General features: G+C 61.6%; 22 protein-coding genes. 21 read left to right on the top strand and 1 reads right to left on the bottom strand.

Annotated elements, in window-relative coordinates; genetic code table 11:
- The first annotated feature begins 2 nt into the window (after positions 1-2).
- From nuoG to ACMYR2_RS10700, 19 genes are all read left to right on the top strand, one after another.
- The gene (gene nuoG / locus ACMYR2_RS10790; RefSeq protein WP_347262794.1) at positions 3-2078 is read left to right on the top strand and encodes an NADH-quinone oxidoreductase subunit NuoG; all 2076 of its coding nucleotides are present in this window, start codon (positions 3-5) and stop codon (positions 2076-2078) included.
- Between the two features lie 5 nt (positions 2079-2083).
- A complete protein-coding gene (nuoH, locus tag ACMYR2_RS10785) occupies positions 2084-3154 on the top strand; it encodes an NADH-quinone oxidoreductase subunit NuoH (RefSeq protein WP_347262793.1) in 1071 nt (356 codons plus the stop codon).
- Positions 3155-3161: 7 nt separating this feature from the next.
- Complete coding sequence (gene nuoI / locus ACMYR2_RS10780) at positions 3162-3650, top strand: NADH-quinone oxidoreductase subunit NuoI (RefSeq protein WP_011315135.1); 489 nt, start codon at positions 3162-3164, stop codon at positions 3648-3650.
- Positions 3651-3659: 9 nt separating this feature from the next.
- Positions 3660-4298 (top strand): NADH-quinone oxidoreductase subunit J, encoded by a 639-nt coding sequence (locus ACMYR2_RS10775; RefSeq protein ID WP_011315134.1) that lies wholly within the window; start codon positions 3660-3662, stop codon positions 4296-4298.
- Positions 4295-4603, top strand: a complete 309-nt coding sequence (gene nuoK, locus ACMYR2_RS10770) for an NADH-quinone oxidoreductase subunit NuoK (RefSeq protein WP_011315133.1) — start codon at positions 4295-4297, stop codon at positions 4601-4603. Before ACMYR2_RS10775 ends, nuoK begins: the two co-directional genes overlap by 4 nt.
- Positions 4604-4686: 83 nt before the next feature.
- Positions 4687-6753, top strand: coding sequence for an NADH-quinone oxidoreductase subunit L (gene nuoL / locus ACMYR2_RS10765; protein ID WP_416192904.1), 2067 nt, complete (start codon positions 4687-4689; stop codon positions 6751-6753).
- A gap of 2 nt (positions 6754-6755) precedes the next feature.
- The gene (locus ACMYR2_RS10760; RefSeq protein WP_347262791.1) at positions 6756-8264 is read left to right on the top strand and encodes an NADH-quinone oxidoreductase subunit M; all 1509 of its coding nucleotides are present in this window, start codon (positions 6756-6758) and stop codon (positions 8262-8264) included.
- 25 nt (positions 8265-8289) lie between these two features.
- Positions 8290-9726: an NADH-quinone oxidoreductase subunit NuoN gene (gene nuoN / locus ACMYR2_RS10755; protein WP_416192903.1), complete on the top strand. Its 1437-nt coding sequence runs from the start codon at positions 8290-8292 to the stop codon at positions 9724-9726.
- A gap of 13 nt (positions 9727-9739) precedes the next feature.
- A complete protein-coding gene (locus ACMYR2_RS10750) occupies positions 9740-10552 on the top strand; it encodes a biotin--[acetyl-CoA-carboxylase] ligase (protein ID WP_416192902.1) in 813 nt (270 codons plus the stop codon).
- Positions 10552-12222 carry a ribonuclease J gene (locus tag ACMYR2_RS10745; protein WP_347262822.1) on the top strand — a complete coding sequence of 557 codons (1671 nt, stop codon included), beginning with the start codon at positions 10552-10554 and terminating at the stop codon, positions 12220-12222. The genes ACMYR2_RS10750 and ACMYR2_RS10745 overlap by 1 nt, the downstream gene beginning before the upstream one ends.
- Before the next feature lie 168 nt (positions 12223-12390).
- Positions 12391-12795 carry a methylmalonyl-CoA epimerase gene (gene mce / locus ACMYR2_RS10740; protein ID WP_347262788.1) on the top strand — a complete coding sequence of 135 codons (405 nt, stop codon included), beginning with the start codon at positions 12391-12393 and terminating at the stop codon, positions 12793-12795.
- Positions 12795-13070, top strand: a complete 276-nt coding sequence (locus tag ACMYR2_RS10735; RefSeq protein WP_347262787.1) for a DUF1467 family protein — start codon at positions 12795-12797, stop codon at positions 13068-13070. The genes mce and ACMYR2_RS10735 overlap by 1 nt, the downstream gene beginning before the upstream one ends.
- 217 nt (positions 13071-13287) lie before the next feature.
- Positions 13288-13653 (top strand): DUF2946 domain-containing protein, encoded by a 366-nt coding sequence (locus ACMYR2_RS10730; protein ID WP_347262786.1) that lies wholly within the window; start codon positions 13288-13290, stop codon positions 13651-13653.
- Between the two features lie 96 nt (positions 13654-13749).
- Positions 13750-15954 carry a TonB-dependent receptor domain-containing protein gene (locus ACMYR2_RS10725; RefSeq protein ID WP_347262785.1) on the top strand — a complete coding sequence of 735 codons (2205 nt, stop codon included), beginning with the start codon at positions 13750-13752 and terminating at the stop codon, positions 15952-15954.
- Positions 15955-15985: 31 nt separating this feature from the next.
- Positions 15986-16522 (top strand): copper chaperone PCu(A)C, encoded by a 537-nt coding sequence (locus tag ACMYR2_RS10720; RefSeq protein ID WP_347262784.1) that lies wholly within the window; start codon positions 15986-15988, stop codon positions 16520-16522.
- Positions 16519-17049 (top strand): YcnI family protein, encoded by a 531-nt coding sequence (locus ACMYR2_RS10715; RefSeq protein WP_347262783.1) that lies wholly within the window; start codon positions 16519-16521, stop codon positions 17047-17049. Before ACMYR2_RS10720 ends, ACMYR2_RS10715 begins: the two co-directional genes overlap by 4 nt.
- 200 nt (positions 17050-17249) lie before the next feature.
- The gene (proS, locus tag ACMYR2_RS10710; protein ID WP_347262782.1) at positions 17250-18569 is read left to right on the top strand and encodes a proline--tRNA ligase; all 1320 of its coding nucleotides are present in this window, start codon (positions 17250-17252) and stop codon (positions 18567-18569) included.
- 236 nt (positions 18570-18805) lie between these two features.
- A complete protein-coding gene (locus ACMYR2_RS10705) occupies positions 18806-20086 on the top strand; it encodes a lipoprotein-releasing ABC transporter permease subunit (protein WP_347262781.1) in 1281 nt (426 codons plus the stop codon).
- A gap of 9 nt (positions 20087-20095) precedes the next feature.
- Positions 20096-20794 (top strand): ABC transporter ATP-binding protein, encoded by a 699-nt coding sequence (locus tag ACMYR2_RS10700; RefSeq protein WP_347262780.1) that lies wholly within the window; start codon positions 20096-20098, stop codon positions 20792-20794.
- Positions 20795-20973: 179 nt separating this feature from the next.
- Here the strand turns inward: ACMYR2_RS10700 and ACMYR2_RS10695 are convergent, their stop codons facing one another.
- Complete coding sequence (locus ACMYR2_RS10695; protein ID WP_416192901.1) at positions 20974-21219, bottom strand: DUF3551 domain-containing protein; 246 nt, start codon at positions 21217-21219, stop codon at positions 20974-20976.
- Positions 21220-21544: 325 nt separating this feature from the next.
- Here ACMYR2_RS10695 and pyrF point away from each other — a divergent pair, with 325 nt between their 5' ends.
- The gene (gene pyrF / locus ACMYR2_RS10690) at positions 21545-22267 is read left to right on the top strand and encodes an orotidine-5'-phosphate decarboxylase (protein WP_347265464.1); all 723 of its coding nucleotides are present in this window, start codon (positions 21545-21547) and stop codon (positions 22265-22267) included.
- 135 nt (positions 22268-22402) lie between these two features.
- On the top strand, positions 22403-22615 hold the full coding sequence (locus ACMYR2_RS10685) for a CPXCG motif-containing cysteine-rich protein (RefSeq protein ID WP_347265463.1): 213 nt from the start codon (positions 22403-22405) through the stop codon (positions 22613-22615).
- The last annotated feature ends 13 nt before the right edge of the window (positions 22616-22628 follow it).

Below are 22628 nucleotides of genomic sequence, written 5' to 3'. Positions count from 1 at the left end.
CCATGACGAAACTCATCATCGACGGCAAAGAAATCGACGTGCCCGCCGAGTATACGCTGCTGCAGGCGTGCGAGGCCGCGGGCGCCGAGATTCCGCGCTTCTGTTATCATGAGCGGTTGTCGATCGCCGGCAACTGCCGGATGTGTCTTGTCGAGGTGAAGGGAGGCCCGAAGCCGGTCGCGAGTTGCGCCTGGGGCGTGCGCGATTGCCGTCCCGGTCCCAACGGAGAGCCGCCGCAAATCTCCACCCGCTCGCCGATGGTGAAGAAGGCGCGCGAAGGCGTGATGGAGTTCCTGCTGATCAACCATCCGCTCGATTGCCCGATCTGCGATCAGGGCGGCGAGTGCGATTTGCAGGATCAGGCGATGGGATACGGCGTCGATACGTCGCGGTTCGCCGAGAACAAGCGCGCGGTCGAGGACAAGTATCTCGGCGCGCTGGTCAAGACCTCGATGAACCGCTGCATCCAGTGTACGCGCTGCGTGCGCTTCTCCGCCGAGATCTGCGGCGCGCCGGAAATGGGCGCGACCGGTCGCGGCGAGGACATGGAGATCACCACCTACCTTGAAAGCGCGCTCACGTCGGAATTGCAGGGCAATCTCGTCGATATCTGTCCGGTCGGCGCGTTGACGTCGAAGCCCTACGCGTTCGCCGCGCGGCCGTGGGAGCTTGGAAAGACGCAATCCATCGACGTGATGGACGCGGTCGGCTCGGCCATCCGCGTCGATACGCGCGGACGCGAGGTGATGCGCATCCTGCCGCGCGTCAACGAGGCCGTGAACGAGGAGTGGATCTCGGACAAGACCCGCCACATCGTCGACGGGCTTCGCACCCAGCGGCTCGATCGTCCCTACATTCGCCAGAACGGCGCGTTGCGCCCGGCCTCGTGGCGGGAGGCTTTCGCGGCAATCACGGCGAATGTGAAGCAGGTCGACGGCAAGCGGATCGGCGCGATCGCCGGTGATCTTGCCGCCGCCGAGGAATTGTTCGCTCTCAAGGAACTGCTGTCGAAACTCGGCTCGGCCAACATGGCGGTGCAGGGCGGTGACGCCTTCAATCCCGCGCGCGGCCGGGCTTCCTACATCTTCAACCCGACCATCGCCGGCATCGAGCAGGCCGACGCGCTGCTGATCGTGGGGTCGAACCCGCGCAAGGAAGCGGCGATCCTCAATGCGCGCATCCGCAAGCGCTGGCGGACGGGACAACTCAGGATCGGCGTGATCGGAGAGAAAGCCGATCTGACCTACGAGTACGACTATCTCGGCGCCGGCGGAGAGTCGCTTGCGGATCTCGCGGCGGGCAAGAACAACTTCCGCGACGTGCTGAAGAATGCCAGCAATCCCATCGTGCTGGTCGGCGCGGCCGCGACCTCCCGTCCCGACGGCGCAGCCATTCTTGCGGCCGCGGCCAAGCTCGCGATTGATATCGGCGGGCTGAAAGACGGCTGGAACGGATTTGCCGTGCTTCACGATGCGGCGTCACGGGTCGGCGCGCTGGACCTCGGCTTCGCGCCGGGGAAGGGCGGCCTGAACGCAGCGCGAATGACCGCACCGGGCGGGCTCGATGTTCTGCTTTCGCTCGGCGCCGACGAGATCAATGTGCCGGACGGCGTTTTCCTGATTTACATCGGCACCCATGGCGATGCCGGCGCTCACCGCGCCGACGTCATTTTGCCGGGAGCCGCCTACACCGAAAAGACCGGCGTCTACGTCAACACGGAAGGCCGGGTCCAGATGGCGAACCGCGCCGGCTTCCCGCCCGGCGAGGCGCGGGAGGATTGGGCGATCATTCGCGCGCTGTCCGAGGTGCTGGGCAAGACCCTGGGTTACGACTCGCTGCCCGCCTTGCGGCAGGCGATGTTCAAGACGGCGCCGCACCTGATGCGGATCGACCAGATCGAGGCGGGCGATAGCCGCGCGATCAGGGATCTGGCGGGCAGCGGCGGCGGCATCGAGAAGTCGCCGTTCAAGGCCGCTATTGACGACTACTATCTGACCAACCCGATCGCGCGGGCCTCGGCGGTGATGGCCGAATGCTCGCGGCTTGCGTCGGGTCGCATGCTGACGGCAGCGGAGTAAGCGTGATGACCGAGTTCCTCGCAATGCCGTTGTGGACGGACTTTCTCTGGCCCCTGATTGTGATGGTGGCGCAGAGCGTGCTGCTGCTCGTCGTTCTGCTGATCGCGATCGCCTACATCCTTCTCGCCGACCGGAAAATCTGGGCCGCGGTGCAGATCCGGCGCGGTCCAAACGTGGTCGGACCGTGGGGTCTGTTTCAGTCGTTCGCCGATCTTCTGAAGTTCGTGCTGAAGGAGCCGATCATTCCCTCCGGCGCCAACAAGGGCGTATTCCTTCTGGCGCCGCTGGTCTCCTGCGTGCTGGCGCTGGCGGCGTGGGCGGTGATCCCGGTCAATCTGAACTGGGTCATCGCCGACATCAATGTCGGGATTCTCTACATCTTCGCGATCTCGTCGCTGTCGATCTACGGCATCATCATGGGCGGCTGGGCGTCCAACTCGAAGTATCCGTTTCTTGCCGCCTTGCGTTCGGCGGCGCAGATGGTCTCCTACGAGGTGTCGATCGGTTTCGTCATCATCACGGTATTGCTCTGCGCGGGTTCACTGAACCTCTCCGCCATCGTCGAGGCGCAGCATACACGCGGGCTGGCCAGCCTGATCGGCCTGCCGTGGCTGACCTTCCTGAACTGGTACTGGCTGCCGCTTCTGCCGATGTTCGTGGTGTTTTACGTGTCGGCCCTGGCCGAGACCAATCGCCCGCCGTTCGACCTCGTCGAGGCGGAATCCGAGCTCGTCGCGGGATTCATGGTCGAGTACGGATCGACGCCGTACCTGTTGTTCATGCTCGGCGAGTATGTCGCGATCACCACCATGTGCGCGATGGGCGCGATCCTTTTCATGGGCGGCTGGCTGCCGCCGGTGGACCTGCCGCCGTTCAACTGGGTGCCCGGCGTCATCTGGTTCTCGCTGAAACTGTTCTTCATGTTCTTCCTGATCGCGATGGCGAAGGCGATCGTGCCGCGCTACCGCTATGATCAACTGATGCGGCTCGGCTGGAAGGTGTTCCTGCCGCTGTCGCTGGCGATGGTGGTGATCGTGGCGGGCGTGTTGCAGTTCGCCGGAATCGCGCCGAGGTGAAGGTATCATGAGTATCAACGCAACAGCCCGTTCGCTCCTGCTGACCGAGTTCATCTCGGCGTTCTTCCTCACCATGCGGTATTTTTTCAAGCCGAAGCCGACGATCAACTACCCGTTCGAGAAGAATCCGATTTCGCCGCGCTTCCGCGGCGAGCACGCGCTACGCCGTTATCCGAACGGCGAGGAACGCTGCATCGCCTGCAAGCTGTGCGAGGCGGTCTGTCCGGCGCAGGCCATCACCATCGAGGCCGGGCCGCGCCGCAACGACGGCACCCGCCGCACGGTGCGCTACGACATCGACATGGTGAAATGCATCTATTGCGGATTGTGCCAGGAGGCCTGTCCGGTCGACGCCATCGTCGAGGGACCGAACTTCGAATTCGCGACCGAGACCCGCGAGGAGCTTTATTATGACAAGGCCAAGCTGCTCGCCAACGGCGACCGTTGGGAACGCGAGATCGCGAAGGCGATCGAGCTCGACGCGCCGTATCGGTGAGGTAGGGGCATGATCCTTCCCGCGCTGTTCTTTTATCTGTTCGCCGGCGTGTGCGTCGCATCGGCCGCGATGGTCATCTCGTCGCGCAATCCCGTGCACTCGGTGCTGTTTCTCATTCTCGCATTCGTCAACGCCGCCGGTCTGTTCATCCTGATGGGCGCGGAATTCCTCGCGATGATCCTCATCGTGGTCTATGTCGGCGCGGTCGCGGTGTTGTTCCTCTTCGTGATCATGATGCTGGACGTGGATTTCGCTGAACTACGCGAGGGCTTTCTCGAATACCTGCCGTTCGGCCTGGTGATCGCGGCGATCTTCCTGCTGGAACTGCTGCTCGTCGTCGGCGGCTGGACCCTCAATCCGGCCGTCACGAAATCGATCACGGCGGCCATTCCGGGCGACGTCAGCAATACCGAGGCGCTCGGCCTCGTGCTCTACACGAAGTACATTCATTACTTCCAGCTCGCCGGCATGGTGTTGCTGGTGGCGATGATCGGCGCCATCGTGCTGACGCTGCGTCACAGGGCCGGCGTCAAGCGTCAGGATATCAACGTCCAGAACGCCCGGACGCCCGAGATGGCCATGAGCGTGCGCCAGGTCGCCTCGGGGCAGGGATTGCAGGACGCCGACCAGGCGGAGTGGGTGAAATGACAATCGGCCTCGGACACTACCTGGCGGTTGGCGCGATCCTGTTCACGCTGGGGACGCTCGGCATCTTTCTGAACCGCAAGAACATCATCATCATCCTGATGTCGGTGGAATTGATCCTGCTGGCGGTCAACATCAACCTGGTGGCGTTCTCGACGTTCCTGGGCGACATCGTCGGACAGGTGTTCACGCTGCTGGTGCTGACGGTCGCCGCGGCCGAGGCGGCGATCGGCCTTGCTATTCTCGTCGTGTATTTCCGCAACCGCGGCTCGATCGCGGTTGAGGACGTCAATCTGATGAAGGGCTGAAGCATGATCCGGAAAAGTGGGTACCGGCTTTCTCCGGCCAATGGATGCATTGGCTGCGGGATCATGCTCCATGGGGTGGGTGAATGATCGAGGCAATCGTCTTTCTGCCGCTGATCGGCGCGATCCTCGCCGGGCTGATTGCGCTGCTCGGCGCGCATTGGCGTAATCCCAGCGGCGATGCGGTCGATCATCATGACGGCCACGGTCATGCTCACGCGGCGGCGGCGCATGATGATCACGGGCATGGTGACTCCCACGGCCACGACGACCATCACGTCAACGAACCGCCGGCGGCGGGATCGCGCGCCGCCGAACTGATCACGACCACTTTGCTGATTGCGTCGGCGGTCCTGTCATGGATCACGCTGGTCGACGTGGGCTTCATGCATCACGATGCGCGGATCGCGCTGTTCTCGTGGATCTCCTCCGGCGATCTCCAGATCGGCTGGTCGTTAAGGGTCGATACGCTGACGGCGGTGATGCTGGTGGTGGTCACCACCGTGTCCTCGCTCGTGCATTTCTATTCCATCGGCTACATGGACGAGGATCCCCACCGGCCGCGCTTCTTCGGCTACCTGTCGCTGTTCACCTTCGCGATGCTGATGCTGGTGACGTCGGACAACCTGGTCCAGCTGTTCTTCGGCTGGGAAGGCGTCGGCCTTGCAAGCTATCTGCTGATCGGATTCTGGTATCAGAAGCCGTCGGCGAATGCGGCGGCGATCAAGGCGTTCGTGGTCAACCGCGTCGGCGACTTCGGCTTTTCGCTCGGCATTTTCGCAGTGTTCATGCTGGTCGGCTCGACCGATTTCGACACCATCTTCAGCGCGGCGCCGGGACTGACCGGGAAGACGATCCATTTCCTGGCCTGGGACGTCAACGCGCTCACGCTGATCTGCCTGCTGCTGTTCATGGGCGCGATGGGCAAGTCGGCTCAGTTGCTGCTGCACACCTGGCTGCCCGACGCGATGGAAGGCCCGACGCCGGTGTCGGCGCTGATCCATGCGGCCACCATGGTGACCGCGGGCGTGTTCATGGTGGCGCGGTTGTCGCCGTTGTTTGAACTGTCACCGGACGCGCAGGCTTTCGTGATGTTCATCGGCGCGACGACGGCGATCTTCGCGGCGACGGTCGGCCTCGTGCAGAACGACATCAAGCGCATCGTGGCGTATTCGACCTGCTCGCAGCTCGGCTACATGTTCGTGGCGATGGGAGCAGGGGCCTACACCGTCGGCATGTTCCACCTGTTCACTCACGCCTTCTTCAAGGCGCTGCTGTTCCTGGGCTCGGGATCGGTGATCTATGCGATGCATCACGAGCAGGACATCCGCAATATGGGCGGCCTGAAGGATCGCATTCCGTATACATACTTCGTCATGGTGATCGGGACGCTGGCGCTGACCGGGTTTCCGCTGACAGCCGGGTATTTTTCGAAGGACGCGATCATCGAATCCGCCTACGTGTCTCACAATCCGTTCGCCTACTACGGCTTCCTCATGACCGTGGCGGCCGCCGGCCTCACATCCTTCTATTCGTGGCGGCTGATCTTCAAAACCTTCCACGGCAAGCCGCATGATCAGGCGCATTATAAAGCCGCGCATGAAAGCCCGATCTGGATGCTGATTCCGATCGGCATTCTTGCGGCCGGATCGATCCTCGCCGGCTTTCCATTCAAGGAATTGTTCACCGGGCACGGGGTCGAGGAGTTCTTCCGGGAATCCGTGAAGATGCATCCGCACATTCTTGAGGAAATGCACCACATTCCGAAGACGATCGCCTTCCTGCCGACCGTGATGATGATCCTGGGGTTTGCGGTGGCGTGGCTGTTCTATATCCGCCGGCCCGATATCCCGGTCCAGCTCGCGCGCGAGCATCAGATGCTCTACAAGTTTCTGCTCAACAAGTGGTACTTCGACGAACTCTACGAGGTGATCTTCGTGCGCCCGGCGAAGTGGCTCGGCCGCTTCCTGTGGAAGAAGGGCGACGGCTTGACCATTGACGGATTCGGTCCGGATGGCGTTTCGTCCGGGGTGCTCGATGTCACCCGCAATGTCGTCCGGCTGCAGACGGGCTACCTGTATCACTATGCGTTCGCGATGCTGATCGGCGTTGCCGGTCTGATCACCTGGTTCATGTTCTCGGGAGGCCAGTAAGAATGACGACCTGGCCTATTCTGTCCGTCACGACCTTTCTGCCGGCGCTCGGCGCGATTCTGATTTACGTCATGGCTCGCGGCAGCGACGAAGCCGCCAACCGAACCGCGCGCTGGATCGCACTGTGGACCACGATCGTCACCTTCGCGGTGTCGCTGCTCCTGGTGACGCGCTTCGATCCGACCAATACGGGGTTCCAGTTCGTCGAGCAGGCGACCTGGCTTGCCACCGGCATTCGCTATCACATGGGAGTGGACGGCATCTCGCTGCCGTTCGTCATTCTCACCACGGCGTTGATGCCGCTGTGCATCGTCGCAAGCTGGAAATCGATTGCCCGCCGAGTGCCGGCCTACATGATGGCGTTTCTGATTCTGGAAACGCTGATGATCGGCACGTTCTCGGCGCTCGATCTGCTGCTGTTCTACGTGTTCTTTGAAGGCGGTCTGATTCCGATGTTCCTGATCATCGGGATCTGGGGCGGTCCACGCCGCGTCTATGCGACCTTCAAGTTCTTTCTCTATACGCTGCTCGGCTCGGTGCTGATGCTGCTGGCCATCATGGCGCTCTACTGGAATGCCGGAACCACCGACATCCCGACCTTGATGCAAACCCCTGTCCCGTACAATTTGCAGATGTGGGCGTGGCTCGCCTTCTTTGCGTCGTTCGCGGTCAAGATGCCGATGTGGCCGGTGCACACCTGGCTTCCGGATGCGCATGTGGAAGCGCCCACGGCGGGATCGGTGATCCTCGCGGCGATCCTGCTGAAGATGGGAGGCTATGGCTTCCTGCGGTTCTCGCTGCCGATGTTCCCGCTTGCGTCGCATGACTTCGCGCCGCTGGTGTTCGCGATGTCGGCGATCGCGATCGTCTACACCTCGCTGGTCGCGCTGATGCAGGAGGACATGAAGAAGCTGATCGCCTATTCGTCGGTAGCTCACATGGGCTTCGTGACGATGGGAATCTTTGCCGGCACCATGCAGGGCGTTCACGGCGGCGTATTCCAGATGGTCTCGCACGGCATCGTGTCGGGCGCGCTGTTTCTATGTGTCGGTGTCGTTTACGACCGGATGCACACGCGCGAAATCGCGGCCTATGGCGGGCTCGTCAATCGGATGCCGCTTTATGCGCTGGTGTTTCTCATTTTTACGATGGCCAATGTCGGGCTGCCCGGAACGTCCGGATTTGTCGGCGAGTTTCTGGCGCTGATCGGAACCTTCAAGGTCAGCATTCCCACGGCGGTGGCGGCAACGCTCGGCGTGATCCTGTCGGCGGCGTATGCCTTGTGGCTCTATCGCAAGATCGTGTTCGGGGCGCTGGTCAAGCCGTCGCTCGCGACCATCAAGGATCTGACTTTCCGCGAGGGCCTGACGCTGGCGCCGCTTGTGGTGCTGACGATCCTGTTCGGCGTTTATCCGAAGCCGGTGCTCGATTTCTCGGCGGCTTCCGTACAAAATCTCGTCAATAACTACGCAAGCGCGACAGCCGCCATCAAGGCGGCGGCGCTGCCATGATGACGGCAGGTCAGGGACGCCAGCTATGATGTTTGAGGCCGCCGGATATCAACTTCTTCCCGTCCTGCCGGAGATCGTGCTGGCGGGCGGCGCGATGGTGTTGCTGCTGCTCGGGGCATGGTGCGGCCAGCGCGCGGCCGGTGTCGTAACCGGTCTTGCGATCTGCTTCCTGATCGGGACCGGCGTGATCGAATATCTGTTGTCCGGCGGCAAGCTGATTACGTTCGGCGGCAGCTTCATCGTCGATGACTTCGCGCGATTTCTGAAGATACTCGCCTTGCTCGGCTCCGCGGCAACGCTCGTTCTGTCGCGGGAGTTTCTTCGGGACCAGTCGCGCCGGATGTTCGAGTTCGCGATCCTGGTGATGCTTTCGACGGTCGGCATGATGGTGCTGATTTCGGCGGCCGACCTGATCATGCTGTATCTCGGGCTCGAATTGATGAGCCTTGCGCTTTACGTGGTGGCGGCGAGCAACCGCGACCATGTGAAGTCGACCGAGGCGGGCTTGAAATACTTCGTTCTTGGCGCGCTGGCGTCGGGGATGCTGCTCTACGGCGCTTCGCTGATCTATGGCTTCACGGGAACCGTCAGCTTCGCCGGCATTGCAGCCGCCGCGAAGAGCGGCAGCGCCGGCATCGTCTTCGGTATCGTCTTTCTGCTGGCCGGCCTTTGTTTCAAGGTGTCGGTGGTGCCGTTCCATATGTGGACGCCTGATGTTTACGAGGGAGCGCCGACTCCGGTCACGGCTTTCTTCGCCTCGGCGCCGAAGATCGCGGCGATGGCGGTTTTCACCCGGGTGGTGCTGACGGCATTCTCCGGGGTCGTCGCCGAGTGGCAGCAGATCGTGGTTTTCGTGGCGATCGCGTCCATGGCGCTGGGCTCGTTCGGTGCGATCGGGCAGCGCAACATCAAGCGCCTGATGGCTTATTCATCGATCGGCCACATGGGTTTCGCGCTGGTCGGTCTCGCCGCCGGAACGGTCGAAGGCGCGCAGGGCGTTGTGCTGTATCTCGTCATCTATACCGTGATGACGTTCGGTGCCTTCACGGTCATTCTCGCCATGAACCGCAACGGTCAGCCCCTGGAGCAGATCAGCGATTTCGCGGGATTGTCGCGGACCAATCCGCTGCTGGCGTTCTGCTTCGCCATGCTGCTGTTTTCACTGGCCGGAATACCGCCGCTGGCCGGTTTCTTCGCTAAGTTTTATGTCTTCAGCGCGGCCATCAAGGCGGGGCTGTTCGCGCTGTCCGTGATCGGCGTCATCACCAGCGTGGTCGGCGCGTTCTACTATCTCAACGTAATCAAGGTGATGTATTTCGACGAGCGGGCCGAGGCGACAGACGCCGTTCATCTCGAATTGCGTTCGATCGTGGCCGCGACCGCGCTTTTCAACATGCTGTTCTTCGCCTATCCCGGACCTCTGGTCAGCGCCGCCACGGCGGCTGCGAAGTCATTGTTCTGACGGCATTGTTCGAATGGCATTTTCGCTCGGTCCACGAGCTGCATCGGCTGGTTACGGCCTGGCGGTCTTCGATCGCATCGGCTCGACCAACGCCGAGGCTCTGGTGCGCGCGCGAGCGGGCGAGACCGGTCCGACCTGGCTGGTTGCGGCGGAGCAGACAGCTGGACGCGGTCGCCGGCAGCGGAGCTGGATATCTCCCCGGGGCAATCTGGCATGCAGCGTGCTCGAGGTGATCGATGCCTCGCCCGCCGTCGCCGCGACCCTGAGCTTCGCGGCGGGGCTGGCGCTCGAAGCCGCGCTGCGAACCGTCAGCCTTGAGGCGCGCATGAGGTCTCCGGGCTCTGAGAACGTGACGTTTCATCTGAAATGGCCCAATGACGTGCTGGTAGGCGGGGGGAAGCTCGCGGGCGTCCTGCTGGAGGCGGAGACCGTCGCACAGGGCCGATTGGCCGTTGTCGTCGGCACAGGCGCCAATGTCGCCGCCGCGCCCGAGGGAATGCCGTATCCGGCGATCTCGCTGCGCGACATCGGGATCGACATCGGCGCGGAGGATTTGTTTCGGGCGCTGACCGAGGCCTGGGCTGAGTTTCGGGCCATCTGGGACAAGGGCCGCGGCTTTGGCGAGATCAGGCGTCTATGGCTTGAGCGGGCGGCCGGAGTTGGTCAGCACGTTTCGATCCGGTCTGATTCATCGACGATATCCGGTCTGTTTGATACCATCGACAAGGACGGTTGTTTGATCGTCGTGACCTCCGACGGCAGGCGAGTGGCTGTCTCCGCCGGTGACGTGTATTTCGGCGCGGCTGCCTCGGTCGGAGCAACATGATAGCGCGGCCTGATGAGTTGATGTTTGCCCCGCTCGGCGGCGTGGGTGAGATCGGCATGAACCTGTCGATCTACGGGCTCGGCAATCGTCATCAGCGAAGCTGGCTGGCGGTGGATCTCGGCGTGTCCTTCGGCGACGAAGAGCATCTGCCGGGGATCGATCTGATCATGCCGGACATCCGGTTTCTCGAGCAGGAACGAAAGAACCTCGTCGGCCTCGTGCTGACGCACGCGCATGAGGATCACTTCGGCGCCATCATCGATTTGTGGCCGCGCTTGAAATGCCCGATCTATGCGACGAAGTTCAGCGCGGCGTTATTCGAGGCCAAATGCGCGGCCGAACGCAATGCGCCGGACATCCCGGTGACTGTCGTGCCCTCGGGCGCGCGCATCGAGGTCGGTCCCTTTGGCGTCGAATTCATTCCGGTGGCGCATTCGATTCCTGAATCCCATGCCCTTGCGATTCATACGGCGGCTGGAATCGTTGTGCATACCGGCGACTGGAAGATCGATCCGACGCCCATCATCGGGCCGCCGACCGACGAACGGCGCCTGCGCGAACTCGGCGACGAGGGCGTGCTGGCGCTGATCGGCGATTCAACCAACGCGGTGCGGGACGGGCGCTCGGCGTCCGAAACCGAGGTTGCGAGAACCATCACGGATCTGGTGAAGGCGGCCAAGGGCCGGGTCGCGGTGACCACCTTCGCGTCCAATGTCGGGCGGCTGCGTGCCGTGGCTGATGCCGCGCGTGAAGCGGGACGCGAGGTCGTGGTGGTCGGCCGCGCGATGGCGCGCGTGGTACAGGTCGCGCGCGAGACCGGACATCTGAACGGGATGCAGGATTTTCGCAGCGCCGATGTCTATGGCCATCTTCCACACGACAAGGTTCTGGCGCTGTGCACGGGCAGCCAGGGTGAGCCAAGGGCGGCGCTCGCCCGCATCGCGAGGGATGATCATCCGGAGGTCACGCTGAACCGTGGCGACACCGTGATCTTTTCCTCACGCACCATTCCCGGCAACGAGAAAGCCGTCGGCGCGATCATCAACGGTCTTGTGGCCCAGGGCATCGAGGTCATCACCGATCGCACCCAGCTGGTTCATGTCTCCGGTCATCCACGCTGCGACGAATTGCGGGACATGATCTCCTGGGTTCGTCCACGCCTGCTGATTCCGGTGCACGGTGAGGCCTTGCATCTGTCCGAACACGCGAAGCTGGCGCGGGCTTCCGGCGTGCCGAAAGTCCTGATCTGCAAGAACGGCGATCTGGTCCGGCTCGGGCCCGGAGAACCGGGCATCATCGATGAATTGCCGTCAGGACGGCTTTACAAGGATGGAGCCATCCTGGAGGATTCGAAGTCGCGCGCGGTCGTCGAGCGGCGGCGCATGGCGTTTGCCGGCTGCGTCTTCGTGGCGATCGCCGTCACGGCCAAGGGTGAACTGATCGAGGATCCCGAAGTCGATCTCGTCGGCATCCCGGAAAAGAACATGGCCGGCGAGGTGCTCGACGACATCGTTTTCGACACGGTGGTCTCGACCGCGAAAGGGTTCTCGCGGACGCTGCGGCGCGATCCGGATGCGATGGCTGAATCATTGCGCCGCGCGGTGCGGGCCGCCGTCGCGGAACAGTGGGGCAAGAAGCCGCTCTGCTATGTTCACGTTCTGGTGATCTAAGGATTTTCCGCTTCTGATTGAATCTGAGCCGGGCTCTCTTCGCTCGAAGGCGGTATAGTGGCGTGGATCAGTGCCGTCCCTTGACGGTGATCTGCCGGACTTTGTTCCGGACTTGGATAGGGTGCGAGCGCGGCAGAGCCGAATCCGATCATTGCGTTGCGGGATGACATGCTGGGTCGACTCAATCATGTGGCTATCGCCGTCAGGGACGCCGAAAAGGCGGCGAAGATCTACGGCGTCGCCTTCGGCGCGGAAATATCCGCTCCGCTGCCGCTGCCTGAACATGGGGTGATCACGGTGTTCGCGGTCCTGCCGAATACGAAGATCGAGTTCATTCAGCCGCTCGGCGAGGCATCTCCGATCGCGAATTTTGTCGAGCGCAATGCCGATGGCGGTATTCACCATGTCTGCTATGAGGTTCCTGACATCGTCGCGACTCGTGATATCCTGATAGCAGAGGGTGCGCGCGTTCTTGGTGACGGCGAGCCGAAGATTGGCGCGCACGGCAAGCCGGTGCTTTTCTTCCATCCGAAAGACTTTTCCGGCGCGCTTGTCGAGATCGAGCAATCCTGATGGCTTCAAAAATTTTCTCCGGTCTTGCCGTCTATTTTATCTTCTGGTGGATCACGCTGTTTCTGATGCTGCCGCTCGGTGTGCGGAGCCAGCATGAAGATGGCGAACTCATCGCGGGCACTGATCCGGGAGCTCCGGTGAAAGCCTTGATGCGCCGCAAAGTGATCTGGACCACGATCGTTTCGGCGGTGATCTATGGTGTCGCGGCCGTGGCGTATTATTCAGGCCTGCTGAATGTGGAGCGGCTGTCGCGGTTGATGGGCGCTTCGGGCTAGAGTCTTTCCGTCTCTGATAGAATCAGAAGCGGGCTCCATGATTTTGATTTGATGGTTTTCTTCACGCGAACCGGCATCCATCCTCGGGTCAAGCCCGAGGATATGCTTCGCTTGAAAACGCTCCAGTTCGCTCGAAGGCTGGGCAAACCGCCCGGAATGACGGCTCGACACCCCACTTCCGCCATGATAGCTCTCGGCGCGAAAGGCTGGGGGAAATATGCGCCGGCGGCTGGGAAGGCTTCTTCCGATCGTCATGCTTGCGATGCTGGTGCAGATTTTTGCACCAATCGCGGCTTGCCGCGCGCTGAGCGACACCTTTGGTGATCCCGCGGCGGGCGTCATATGCACCCACGCCGCTGATGACAGCATTTCACAACAGGCGGACCACCAGGAGGCAAGCGGCGCTTGCTGTACGTTATGCTGTGTCGGCAGCAGCGCGACCCCGTCGACTGATCCGCAAGCCTCCATTGTCGACGTCGAGCGGGATATCAAAGCGCTCCGCTGGCGCGATCTGACCTTCATCCTGCCGCCATCGGCGGACGGCTCCAACGCGCAGGCGCGCGGCCCACCCGCCATTTCCTGATTCAGCAGATTTTGAGCGATCGCTGGGATTTCGCAGCGGTCCAGATCCGTTCGAACGCTCCGGGCGATTGTCCGGCATCAGGATAGTATAATCATCATGTTTAATCACCCCGTCCGCGGCGGCGGTAGCGCGCTTTGTGGCGTGCTCGCGGCTACAGTTGCGGTTCTATTACCTTATGACGTTTTCGCGCAGTCGGTACCAGGAACCGCGCTGCCACCGGTGATGATAACGGCGCCGACACCGCATCGGCTTCCCTCGAGGCAGGCCTTGCGAAGCGCGCCGCGGCCGGTTCCGGTCGCGCGCCAGGCACGCGTGCCGTCGCAGGCTGCTGCTCCGGCAGCCGTCCCCGGATCGTTGACGGTCGCCACCGCGCAGCAGGCGTTGCAGGAGATCCAGCAGACGCCAGGCGGCGTCGCGCTGGTGACCGCCGACGCCTACAGGAACTCGACGGTCTCAAACACCATCAAGGATGTGCTGGATTATGTGCCGGGCGTGTTCGCGCAGCCGAAATGGGGCGACGATACCCGGCTGTCGATCCGCGGCTCGGGCCTGTCGCGCAACTTTCATCTGCGCGGCGTGCAACTCTATATGGACGGGATCCCGATCAGCACGGCCGACGGCTACGGTGATTTTCAGGAGATCGACCCGACCGCCTACAAATATGTCGAGGTCTTCAAGGGCGGCAATGCGCTGCGCCTCGGGGCCAATTCGCTCGGCGGTGCCATCAATTTCGTAACGCCGTCCGGCCGCGATCCCTTCATCAACGGCGTCAGCGTCGATGCCGGCGCGTTCGGTTTCCGGCGGCTACAGACCAATACCGGTGGCAGCAACGGCCCGTGGGACGGCTTCGTCACCGCCTCGACGCAGCGCAGCGACGGGTTTCGCGATCACAGCTCCGGCCAGTCGACCCGCCTGAGCGGCAATGTCGGCTATCAGTTTTCGCCGGACTTCGAGACGAGGTTCTATCTCAACGCCAATCATGTCCGGCAACGGATTCCGGGCGCCGTCAGCAAATTTTCGGCGCTGACTTCACCTCAAACAGCCGCCGCAAACAATATCGCGGGTGACTGGCAACGAAATATCGACACCGTGCGCATAGGCAACAAGACCACGATGCGGTTCGATGACACGACGGTGGAATTCGGCGTCTTCGGGACCGACCGCCATCTGATGCATCCGATCTTCCAATGGCTTGACTATCGTTACAAGGACTACAGCGCGTTCGTGCGGGCGGTCGATGACCGCGTGATCGGCGGCTACCGCAACCGGCTGGTGGCGGGCGTCAACCTGCTCAATGGCAGTATCGATAACCAGCAATTCGCCAATCTCGCCGGGCAGAAGGGCGCGCTGCTGTCGTCGTCGATTGACCGTTCGCGGAATACCTCGGTTTACATCGAGGATTCGTTCTATTTCCTGCCGAACGTCGCCGCGATCGCCGGCACACAGTTTCTGTACGCGACGCGCAACCGGCAGGATCGCTTCTTGAGCGACGGCGATCAGTCGGGCCGGACGGAGTTCGGTCTTTGGAGTCCCAAGGGCGGATTGTTGTGGCAGATTGATCCGGCCTGGCAGGCCTTCGCCAACGTGTCGCGAAGCGCCGAGGTGCCGAGCTACGGCGAGAGCGCCAATGGCCCCAACATTCCCAACATTCCTTTCACCAGCATCCGGCCGCAGCGCGCGACGACGTACGAGATCGGCACGCGCGCCCGGCGGCCTGACGCCACCTGGGAGCTGACATACTATCGGGCGCAGATCGACAACGAGCTGCTTTGTCTGTTCAGCGCGTTCGGTAACTGCAACGTCACCAACGCCGATCGCACGATGCATCAGGGCATCGAGGCTGGCGCGGGCGCCGCGATCTTTCGCAATCTGTTCGAACGCGGCGATCGGCCGGACCGGCTCTGGCTCAACGTTGCCTATACGTTCAACGATTTCCGCTTCGTCAATGATCCGGTGTTCGGCAACAATCTGCTGCCCGGGGCGCCGCGCCACTACGTCCGGGGCGAACTGCTCTACAAGCATCCCAACGGGTTCTATGCTGGCCCGAATATCGAATGGGTACCGCAGGGCTACTATGCGGACAGCGCCAATACGCTGAGCACCGACGCCTACGCGATCTATGGAATGAAGGCCGGTTTTGACGATGGCGGCAGATATTCCGGCTACATCGAGGCTCGCAATATCGGCAATAAGGCTTACATCGCTTCCACCTCGATCCTCGATCGCGCCAACGCCAATTCACCATTGTTTGAACCCGGATTCGGGCGTGCGGTCTATGCTGGGTTCAAAGTGCGATGGTGAGTGCCTGTGACAGAACCAAAAGGAGCATGTCATGAAACCATGGTTGACATTCCGCGGCATGATCGGCGCGGTGGCTGTTGCCACGCTTGGCCTGGCGACGCCGGTGCACGCCGAATCCGTCAGCGCGGGCGATCTGGTCATTTCCCTGCCATGGACCCGCGCCACGGCGGGCGGCGCCAAGGTCGCTGTCGGATACGTCACCATCGAAAACAAAGGTGCGGTCGCTGATAAACTTGTCGGTGGCTCGACCGATGCCGCCGGGAGGCTCGAGGTTCATGAGATGAGCATGAACAACGGCGTGATGAAAATGAATCAGGTCGAGGGTGGCCTCGCCGTCGAGCCGGGCAAGACGGTCAAGCTGGAGCCGGGTGGCTATCACCTGATGCTGTTCGATCTCAGGCATCCCTTCAAGAAGGGTGAGAAGGTGCCCGTCACGCTTAAGTTCGAGAAGGCTGGCGACGTTGCGGTCACGCTCGATGTGGAAGGCATGGGTACGCGAGCGCCCAGCGCGTCAGGCGGAGCGATGAAAAACACGCCGGATCATTCACATGATGGAAGCGGGAAATGATGCGCGTCCCGGGATCGCGGATCGGTTCGGCCATCGCGGCGGCTGTCGCGGTGGCTTCATGTGAGGCAGCGCTGGCGCATGTCACGGTCCAGCCCTCGGATGCGGCAGCGGACAGTTACGCGCATCTCACCTTCACCGTGCCGCACGGCTGCAACGGCAGCGCGACCACCGTGCTGCGGATCAGGCTGCCGGAAGGCATTCTGTCGGTGAAGCCGCAGATGAAGCCGGGCTGGAAAGTCGACATCAAGAGCAGGAAACTCGAAGCGCCGGTGCGGGGGCCGCACGGAAAAACCGTCACCGATGTCGTGGAGGAGGTCATCTGGCGAGGCGGTCCATTGCCGGACAACCTTTATGATACGTTCGGCCTGGTGGTCCGGCTTCCGGGCAGGGTGGGACAGAGCCTTTATTTCCCCGCCGAGCAGGAGTGCGAGCAGGGGAGCCAACGCTGGACCGAAATCCCGCAAGCGGAGCAGGCGGACAAACCGCGCGCGCCTGCGCCGGTGGTCCGGCTGAAGGCCAAGCAGTGAGACTCCGCCGATAGGTCAAGCCCGAGGACATGCTTTCCTCGTAAACGCTACAGGTAGCTACCGCCCGCGTGCTTGAAATGCTTCAGGCGCGTGAATTCGGCTGTTTTCGCGTGGCTTGTCGTCCCGCGGACCTTGTATTTTGCCGGCCGATCCGGTTTCACTGCCGGCATTCGTATCCCCAAGCGATTCCAGGCCTGATCATGCGACTGTCGCGGTTCTTTTTGCCGATTCTGAAGGAGACTCCGAAGGAGGCCGAGATCGTCTCGCACCGGCTGATGCTGCGGGCGGGCATGATACGCCAGGAGGCCGCCGGCATCTATGCCTGGCTTCCACTGGGTCTTCGGGTGCTGAAGAAGATCGAGGCCATCGTGCGCGAGGAGCAGAACCGCGCCGGCGCGATCGAACTGCTGATGCCGACGCTGCAACTCGCGGACCTCTGGCGCGAGAGCGGGCGTTACGACGCCTATGGGCCGGAGATGTTGCGGATTCAGGATCGGCACAAGCGCGAGCTGCTGTATGGTCCGACCAACGAGGAGATGATCACCGAGATCTTCCGCGGCTATATCCGCTCCTACAAGAGCCTGCCGCTCAACCTCTATCATATCCAGTGGAAGTTCCGCGACGAGCAGCGTCCCCGTTTCGGCGTCATGCGCGGTCGTGAATTCCTCATGAAGGATGCCTATTCCTTCGATATCGATGAAGCCGGCGCGCGGCGCTCCTACAACAGGATGTTCGTCGCCTACTTGCGCACATTCGCGCGCATGGGCTTGAAGGCGATTCCGATGCGGGCGGAAACCGGCCCGATCGGCGGCGATCTCAGCCATGAATTCATCGTTCTTGCCGAGACGGGCGAGTCGGGCGTCTATATCGACAAGGATGTTCTCGATCTTCCGGTGCCCGGCACGGAAGTGGATTACGACGGCGATCTGACGCCGATCGTCAGGCAATGGACCGCTGCCTATGCCGCGACGGAGGACGTGCACGACGGGCCGCGCTATGAGCGCGAGGTTCCGGAAGAAAGGCGCGTTCATACGCGCGGCATCGAGGTCGGCCAGATCTTCTACTTCGGCACCAAGTATTCCGAGTCGATGAAGGCGCTGGTGACCGGCCCCGACGGTATCGAGCAGCCGATCCATGGCGGTTCCTACGGCGTCGGCGTCTCCCGTCTCGTCGGCGCGATCATCGAGGCCTGTCATGATGAGGCGGGCATCAAATGGCCGGAGGCGGTGGCGCCGTTCACGGTCGCGATCCTGAATCTGAAACAGGGCGCCACCGATACTGATGAGGCATGCGAGCGGATTTATCGCGAACTCTCCGCCAAGGGCGTCGATGTGCTCTACGATGACACCGACCAGCGGGCAGGCGCGAAGTTCGCAACCGCCGACTTGATCGGGAGTCCCTGGCAGGTAATGGTGGGTCCGAAGGGACTCGCCGAAGGCAAGGTCGAGATCAAGCGGCGCGGGGACGGGTCACGTGAGAGTGTCGCGCTGGAGGATGCGGTTGCGCGGCTGATGGCGTAGTGTGGTGGTTTAGAAGTTCGCTTCGTTACCCCATCGAGTCCGTCAAGCGAACTTCTGAACCCAAACCACACTAGAATCATAAAGTTGCTAGTGTCCCTTTAATTCCGAAGTTCGTATCAAAGGTTGCGGCAAGGGTATGCGAACTTCGGAATCGGGACACTGGCGGATTATCCACCGCGCGCGTTTCTCAATGCCATTCCGGCCACAATTGGTCCGAATCATGGGATTATCGAACGATGGATGAGACCATGAACGAGCCGCTCCGGACCAAGCCCTTTGCCGCCTTCGAGTGGATGCTGTCCGGACGCTATCTGCGAGCGCGGCGGAAGGAAGGGTTCATCTCCGTCATCGCCGGATTCTCGTTCCTCGGCATCATGCTCGGCGTGGCCACGCTGATCATCGTGATGGCCGTCATGAATGGCTTTCGCACGGAACTGCTCAGCAAGATCCTTGGCCTGAACGGGCATCTCCTGGTTCAGCCGCTGGAGTCGCCGCTCACCGACTGGAAGGAAGTCGCGGACCGCGTCAGCCAGGTGCAGGGGATACGGCTTGCCGCGCCCGTCGTCGACGGTCAGGCGCTGGGCTCTTCACCCTATAACGCCGCCGGTGTTTTTGTCCGGGGCATCAGGGCCGATGACCTCAACAACCTTACCTCCATCGCCAGAAACATCAAACAGGGGACGCTCGACGGGTTCGACGAGGGGCAGGGCGTGGCCATCGGCCGGCGCCTGGCCGATCAACTCTCGCTGCACGCGGGCGACAGCGTGACGCTGGTGGCGCCGCGCGGGGCGGTGACTCCGATGGGCACGACTCCACGCATCAAGCCGTACAAGATCGCGGCGGTGTTCGAGATCGGCATGTCCGAATACGACTCCACCTTCGTGTTCATGCCGCTGGCCGAGGCGCAGGCCTATTTCAATCGCGCCAACGATGTCACTTCGATCGAGGTCTACACGGACAATCCGGACAGGATCGACGACTTTCGCAAATCGGTGACGGAGGCTGCCGGTCGGCCGGTGTTTCTGGTTGACTGGCGGCAGCGGAACTCCACATTCTTCAACGCGCTTCAGGTTGAACGCAATGTGATGTTCCTGATCCTGACGCTGATCGTCCTCGTCGCGGCGCTGAATATCGTGTCGGGGCTGATCATGCTGGTCAAGGACAAGGGGAGCGATATCGCCATCCTGCGCACCATGGGAGCCTCGCAAGGGGCGATCATGCGCATCTTCCTGATCACGGGAGCCGCGATCGGCGTGGTCGGCACGCTTACGGGCTTTATCGTCGGGCTGCTGGTCTGCCTCAACATCGAGTCGATCCGGGCCTTCCTCTCGTGGCTCACCAGCACCGAGCTGTTCTCGCCGGAGCTTTATTTCCTGTCCAAGCTGCCCGCCGAGATCGATGCGAGGGAGACCAGCGCCGTCGTGATCATGGCGCTGACGCTGTCGTTTCTCGCCACTCTTTATCCGTCATGGCGCGCGGCCCGCCTCGATCCCGTCGAAGCCTTGCGGTACGAGTGAGCGATGGACATGGAACAGGGAAAGAAGGAAACGCCGACTGTCTATCTTCACGACATCAAGCGCGAATATACGCAGGGTGAAACACGGCTGACGATTCTGGACAGCACCAAGCTTGCCTTGTGGGCGGGCCAGTCCGTCGCACTGGTGGCTCCCTCGGGATCGGGCAAGTCAACCCTGCTGCATATTGCCGGGCTGCTCGAAAGCCCCGATGCGGGAGAGGTCTACATCGGAGGAGCCGCGACGTCCGGCCTTTCGGATGTGGAGCGCACGCAGATAAGGCGCAACGATATCGGGTTCGTCTATCAGTCGCACCGCCTTCTTCCCGAATTCACCGCGCTCGAAAACGTGATGCTGCCGCAGATGATCCGTGGTCTGAAGCGCGCCGAGACGGTCAAGCGCGCGCGCGAAATTCTCGCCTATCTCGGCCTTGAGGATCGGGTCACGCACCGCCCGGCGGAACTGTCCGGTGGTGAGCAGCAGCGGGTTGCGATCGCGCGAGCCGTCGCCAACGCACCCCGGGTACTGTTCGCCGACGAACCGACCGGCAACCTGGACCCTCAAACAGCGGATCATGTATTCAATGCGCTGATGCAGCTTGTGAAAGCGACTCGGGTGTCAATGCTGATCGCGACGCACAACATGGAACTCGCGGATCGGATGGATCGGCGCGTCTCACTCGAGAACGGTCACGTCGTCGAACTGGATTGACGGAAAACAGACTGCGATGGCGCGCCGGACGCTTCGATAGAGTCTTTCACCGCCTCATGGAAACGGTAAAAGACTCTATCTTGTATCTTTATGTTTTGACGCGTTTTCTTCACGCGAACCGGCTTCCATCCTTAGGGCTCAAGCCCGAGGACATGCTTCGCTCGAAAACGTTATGGACGTCAGTGATGACGTCGGCGGTGCCGGCTCCGATAATTCTGCGCGCCGGTGAAATAAGGGTTCCTCTGGCATTGGGCGGGCAAGCCCCTTACCCGCGCTATGCATTGTTCAATCGACGTAAAGCTGCAATCGTTGTGCACGACCGGCGTGTAAAGTATCATGCAAAACGGATACCGGTGGTCCCAGTCCGAGGCGTTAGCCGCAGCGCACGAGCAGATCAGAGCGAGAGCGATGAGGGTTGCACGCATCAAATTAATCCTCGAATGAATGACAAACGATAAGTACTTTCGCCTTTTTTGGTGGGCATATCAGATCATGGAAAGCCCGCAGGCGGGCGAGGGTTCCAACATTACGTGTAATATATGGTTGTCGGAAGTCTGCATTGTAGCAAAATATGCTAAGTTCGATTGTAGAAAAGTATGCCAGATTCTACGATATAAAATGACTTCAGAAGTCAGGTGTCGACTGCCGGCCAATCCTCGACGCATTTCGAGACCCTTAAAATCGAGACCCTTAAACCGAGCCCCTTAGAATTCCAATGACTCTGGACACGCGCCAAGGCGGCCCGCAGACATGACTGTCTCACACGATCCCGATCTTGCTCGCGAGAAGCTGATCGTCGCTCTCGATTACTGGAATATCGAGGATGCAAGAAAGCTTGTCCGGGACCTGGGCGATGAAGTCTCTTTCTACAAGGTCGGTCTGGGGCTCCAGCTCGTCGGCGGAAACGAGTTCGCCAGGGAACTGATCGCCGAAGGCAAGCGGGTTTTCCTGGACTACAAGTATTACGACATTGAAGAGACCGTTCAGCGCGCGGTCGCCCAGGCGGCGGAGTTGAAGATCGCCTTCCTGACGGTGCATGGCGTCGCGAGCATCATGAAAGCCGCCGTCGCCGGTCGCGGGAATTCCGACATGAAGATACTCGGCGTCACCGTGCTCACGAGCATGGATGCCGAGGATATCAAGGAGATGGGATTCGAATGCAGCGTAGAAGACCTCGTCGTTGCGCGCGCCAGGCGGGCGCTTGAGGTTGGGATCGACGGCGTCGTCGCATCGGCGTTGGAAGCCGCTGAGCTTCGCAAGCAGACGAACAACAAGCTGATGATCGTGTCGCCTGGAATCCGCCCGAGCGGCGGCGCCAGACACGACCAGAAGCGGGTGGCCACGCCGTTTGAGGCCATGCGTGCCGGAGCGGATTATCTGGTGTTGGGCAGGCCCATCTACGCCGCGGACAATCCGAAAGCCGCCGCGCAAGCGATCATCCGGGAAATGGCGGATGCGCTGCGCCCGGATTGAATCAAGCGGTCTGCGCGGGTTTTAGCCCGGTCATTTCTTTTCAACCGCGCTGCGCATGGGCCGTTGATCTTGATCCCTTCGGATAAGCCATCAAAACAACTTGCGGAATGGACCGGAGGGCGCTATCGGGCCGCTATGGCCCAAAAACTAAAACCTGGCGTGCGAGCCCGCGACGGCGGCGAATATACCTGTCCCGGTTGCGGGGCTGTCTACAGCGTGACGGTCTACACCAGTCCGTTCAAGGATACGGGCCAGGCGGATTGTAAAGTCTGCAACCAGCCTATTAAAAGCTGGAACCACGCCACGGCCTGGTGGTCCTACAAGCTCACCAAGCGGCCGCGCAAGTGATCGCCGAGCCGGC

It is taken from the genome of Nitrobacter sp. TKz-YC01, from assembly GCF_047824785.1.
Lineage (GTDB): Bacteria > Pseudomonadota > Alphaproteobacteria > Rhizobiales > Xanthobacteraceae > Nitrobacter.
Note: the sequence above shows the minus strand (reverse complement) of the source record. Positions and strands in the feature narration are given on the sequence as shown.

What these genes read in the sequence shown, in the direction of transcription:
- ACMYR2_RS10685 (WP_347265463.1), top strand. Translation starts at nt 22,403, where the DNA reads ATGGCCCAAAAACTAAAACCTGGCGTGCGAGCCCGCGACGGCGGCGAA.
- ACMYR2_RS10705 (WP_347262781.1), top strand. Translation starts at nt 18,806, where the DNA reads ATGGATGAGACCATGAACGAGCCGCTCCGGACCAAGCCCTTTGCCGCC.
- nuoK (WP_011315133.1), top strand. Translation starts at nt 4,295, where the DNA reads ATGACAATCGGCCTCGGACACTACCTGGCGGTTGGCGCGATCCTGTTC.
- ACMYR2_RS10775 (WP_011315134.1), top strand. Translation starts at nt 3,660, where the DNA reads ATGATCCTTCCCGCGCTGTTCTTTTATCTGTTCGCCGGCGTGTGCGTC.
- ACMYR2_RS10715 (WP_347262783.1), top strand. Translation starts at nt 16,519, where the DNA reads ATGATGCGCGTCCCGGGATCGCGGATCGGTTCGGCCATCGCGGCGGCT.
- ACMYR2_RS10700 (WP_347262780.1), top strand. Translation starts at nt 20,096, where the DNA reads ATGGAACAGGGAAAGAAGGAAACGCCGACTGTCTATCTTCACGACATC.
- ACMYR2_RS10735 (WP_347262787.1), top strand. Translation starts at nt 12,795, where the DNA reads ATGGCTTCAAAAATTTTCTCCGGTCTTGCCGTCTATTTTATCTTCTGG.
- nuoG (WP_347262794.1), top strand. Translation starts at nt 3, where the DNA reads ATGACGAAACTCATCATCGACGGCAAAGAAATCGACGTGCCCGCCGAG.
- ACMYR2_RS10760 (WP_347262791.1), top strand. Translation starts at nt 6,756, where the DNA reads ATGACGACCTGGCCTATTCTGTCCGTCACGACCTTTCTGCCGGCGCTC.
- nuoL (WP_416192904.1), top strand. Translation starts at nt 4,687, where the DNA reads ATGATCGAGGCAATCGTCTTTCTGCCGCTGATCGGCGCGATCCTCGCC.
- nuoN (WP_416192903.1), top strand. Translation starts at nt 8,290, where the DNA reads ATGATGTTTGAGGCCGCCGGATATCAACTTCTTCCCGTCCTGCCGGAG.
- pyrF (WP_347265464.1), top strand. Translation starts at nt 21,545, where the DNA reads ATGACTGTCTCACACGATCCCGATCTTGCTCGCGAGAAGCTGATCGTC.
- nuoH (WP_347262793.1), top strand. Translation starts at nt 2,084, where the DNA reads ATGACCGAGTTCCTCGCAATGCCGTTGTGGACGGACTTTCTCTGGCCC.
- proS (WP_347262782.1), top strand. Translation starts at nt 17,250, where the DNA reads ATGCGACTGTCGCGGTTCTTTTTGCCGATTCTGAAGGAGACTCCGAAG.
- mce (WP_347262788.1), top strand. Translation starts at nt 12,391, where the DNA reads ATGCTGGGTCGACTCAATCATGTGGCTATCGCCGTCAGGGACGCCGAA.
- ACMYR2_RS10695 (WP_416192901.1), bottom strand. Translation starts at nt 21,219, where the DNA reads ATGCGTGCAACCCTCATCGCTCTCGCTCTGATCTGCTCGTGCGCTGCG.
- ACMYR2_RS10750 (WP_416192902.1), top strand. Translation starts at nt 9,740, where the DNA reads ATGGCATTTTCGCTCGGTCCACGAGCTGCATCGGCTGGTTACGGCCTG.
- nuoI (WP_011315135.1), top strand. Translation starts at nt 3,162, where the DNA reads ATGAGTATCAACGCAACAGCCCGTTCGCTCCTGCTGACCGAGTTCATC.
- ACMYR2_RS10720 (WP_347262784.1), top strand. Translation starts at nt 15,986, where the DNA reads ATGAAACCATGGTTGACATTCCGCGGCATGATCGGCGCGGTGGCTGTT.
- ACMYR2_RS10725 (WP_347262785.1), top strand. Translation starts at nt 13,750, where the DNA reads ATGTTTAATCACCCCGTCCGCGGCGGCGGTAGCGCGCTTTGTGGCGTG.
- ACMYR2_RS10730 (WP_347262786.1), top strand. Translation starts at nt 13,288, where the DNA reads ATGCGCCGGCGGCTGGGAAGGCTTCTTCCGATCGTCATGCTTGCGATG.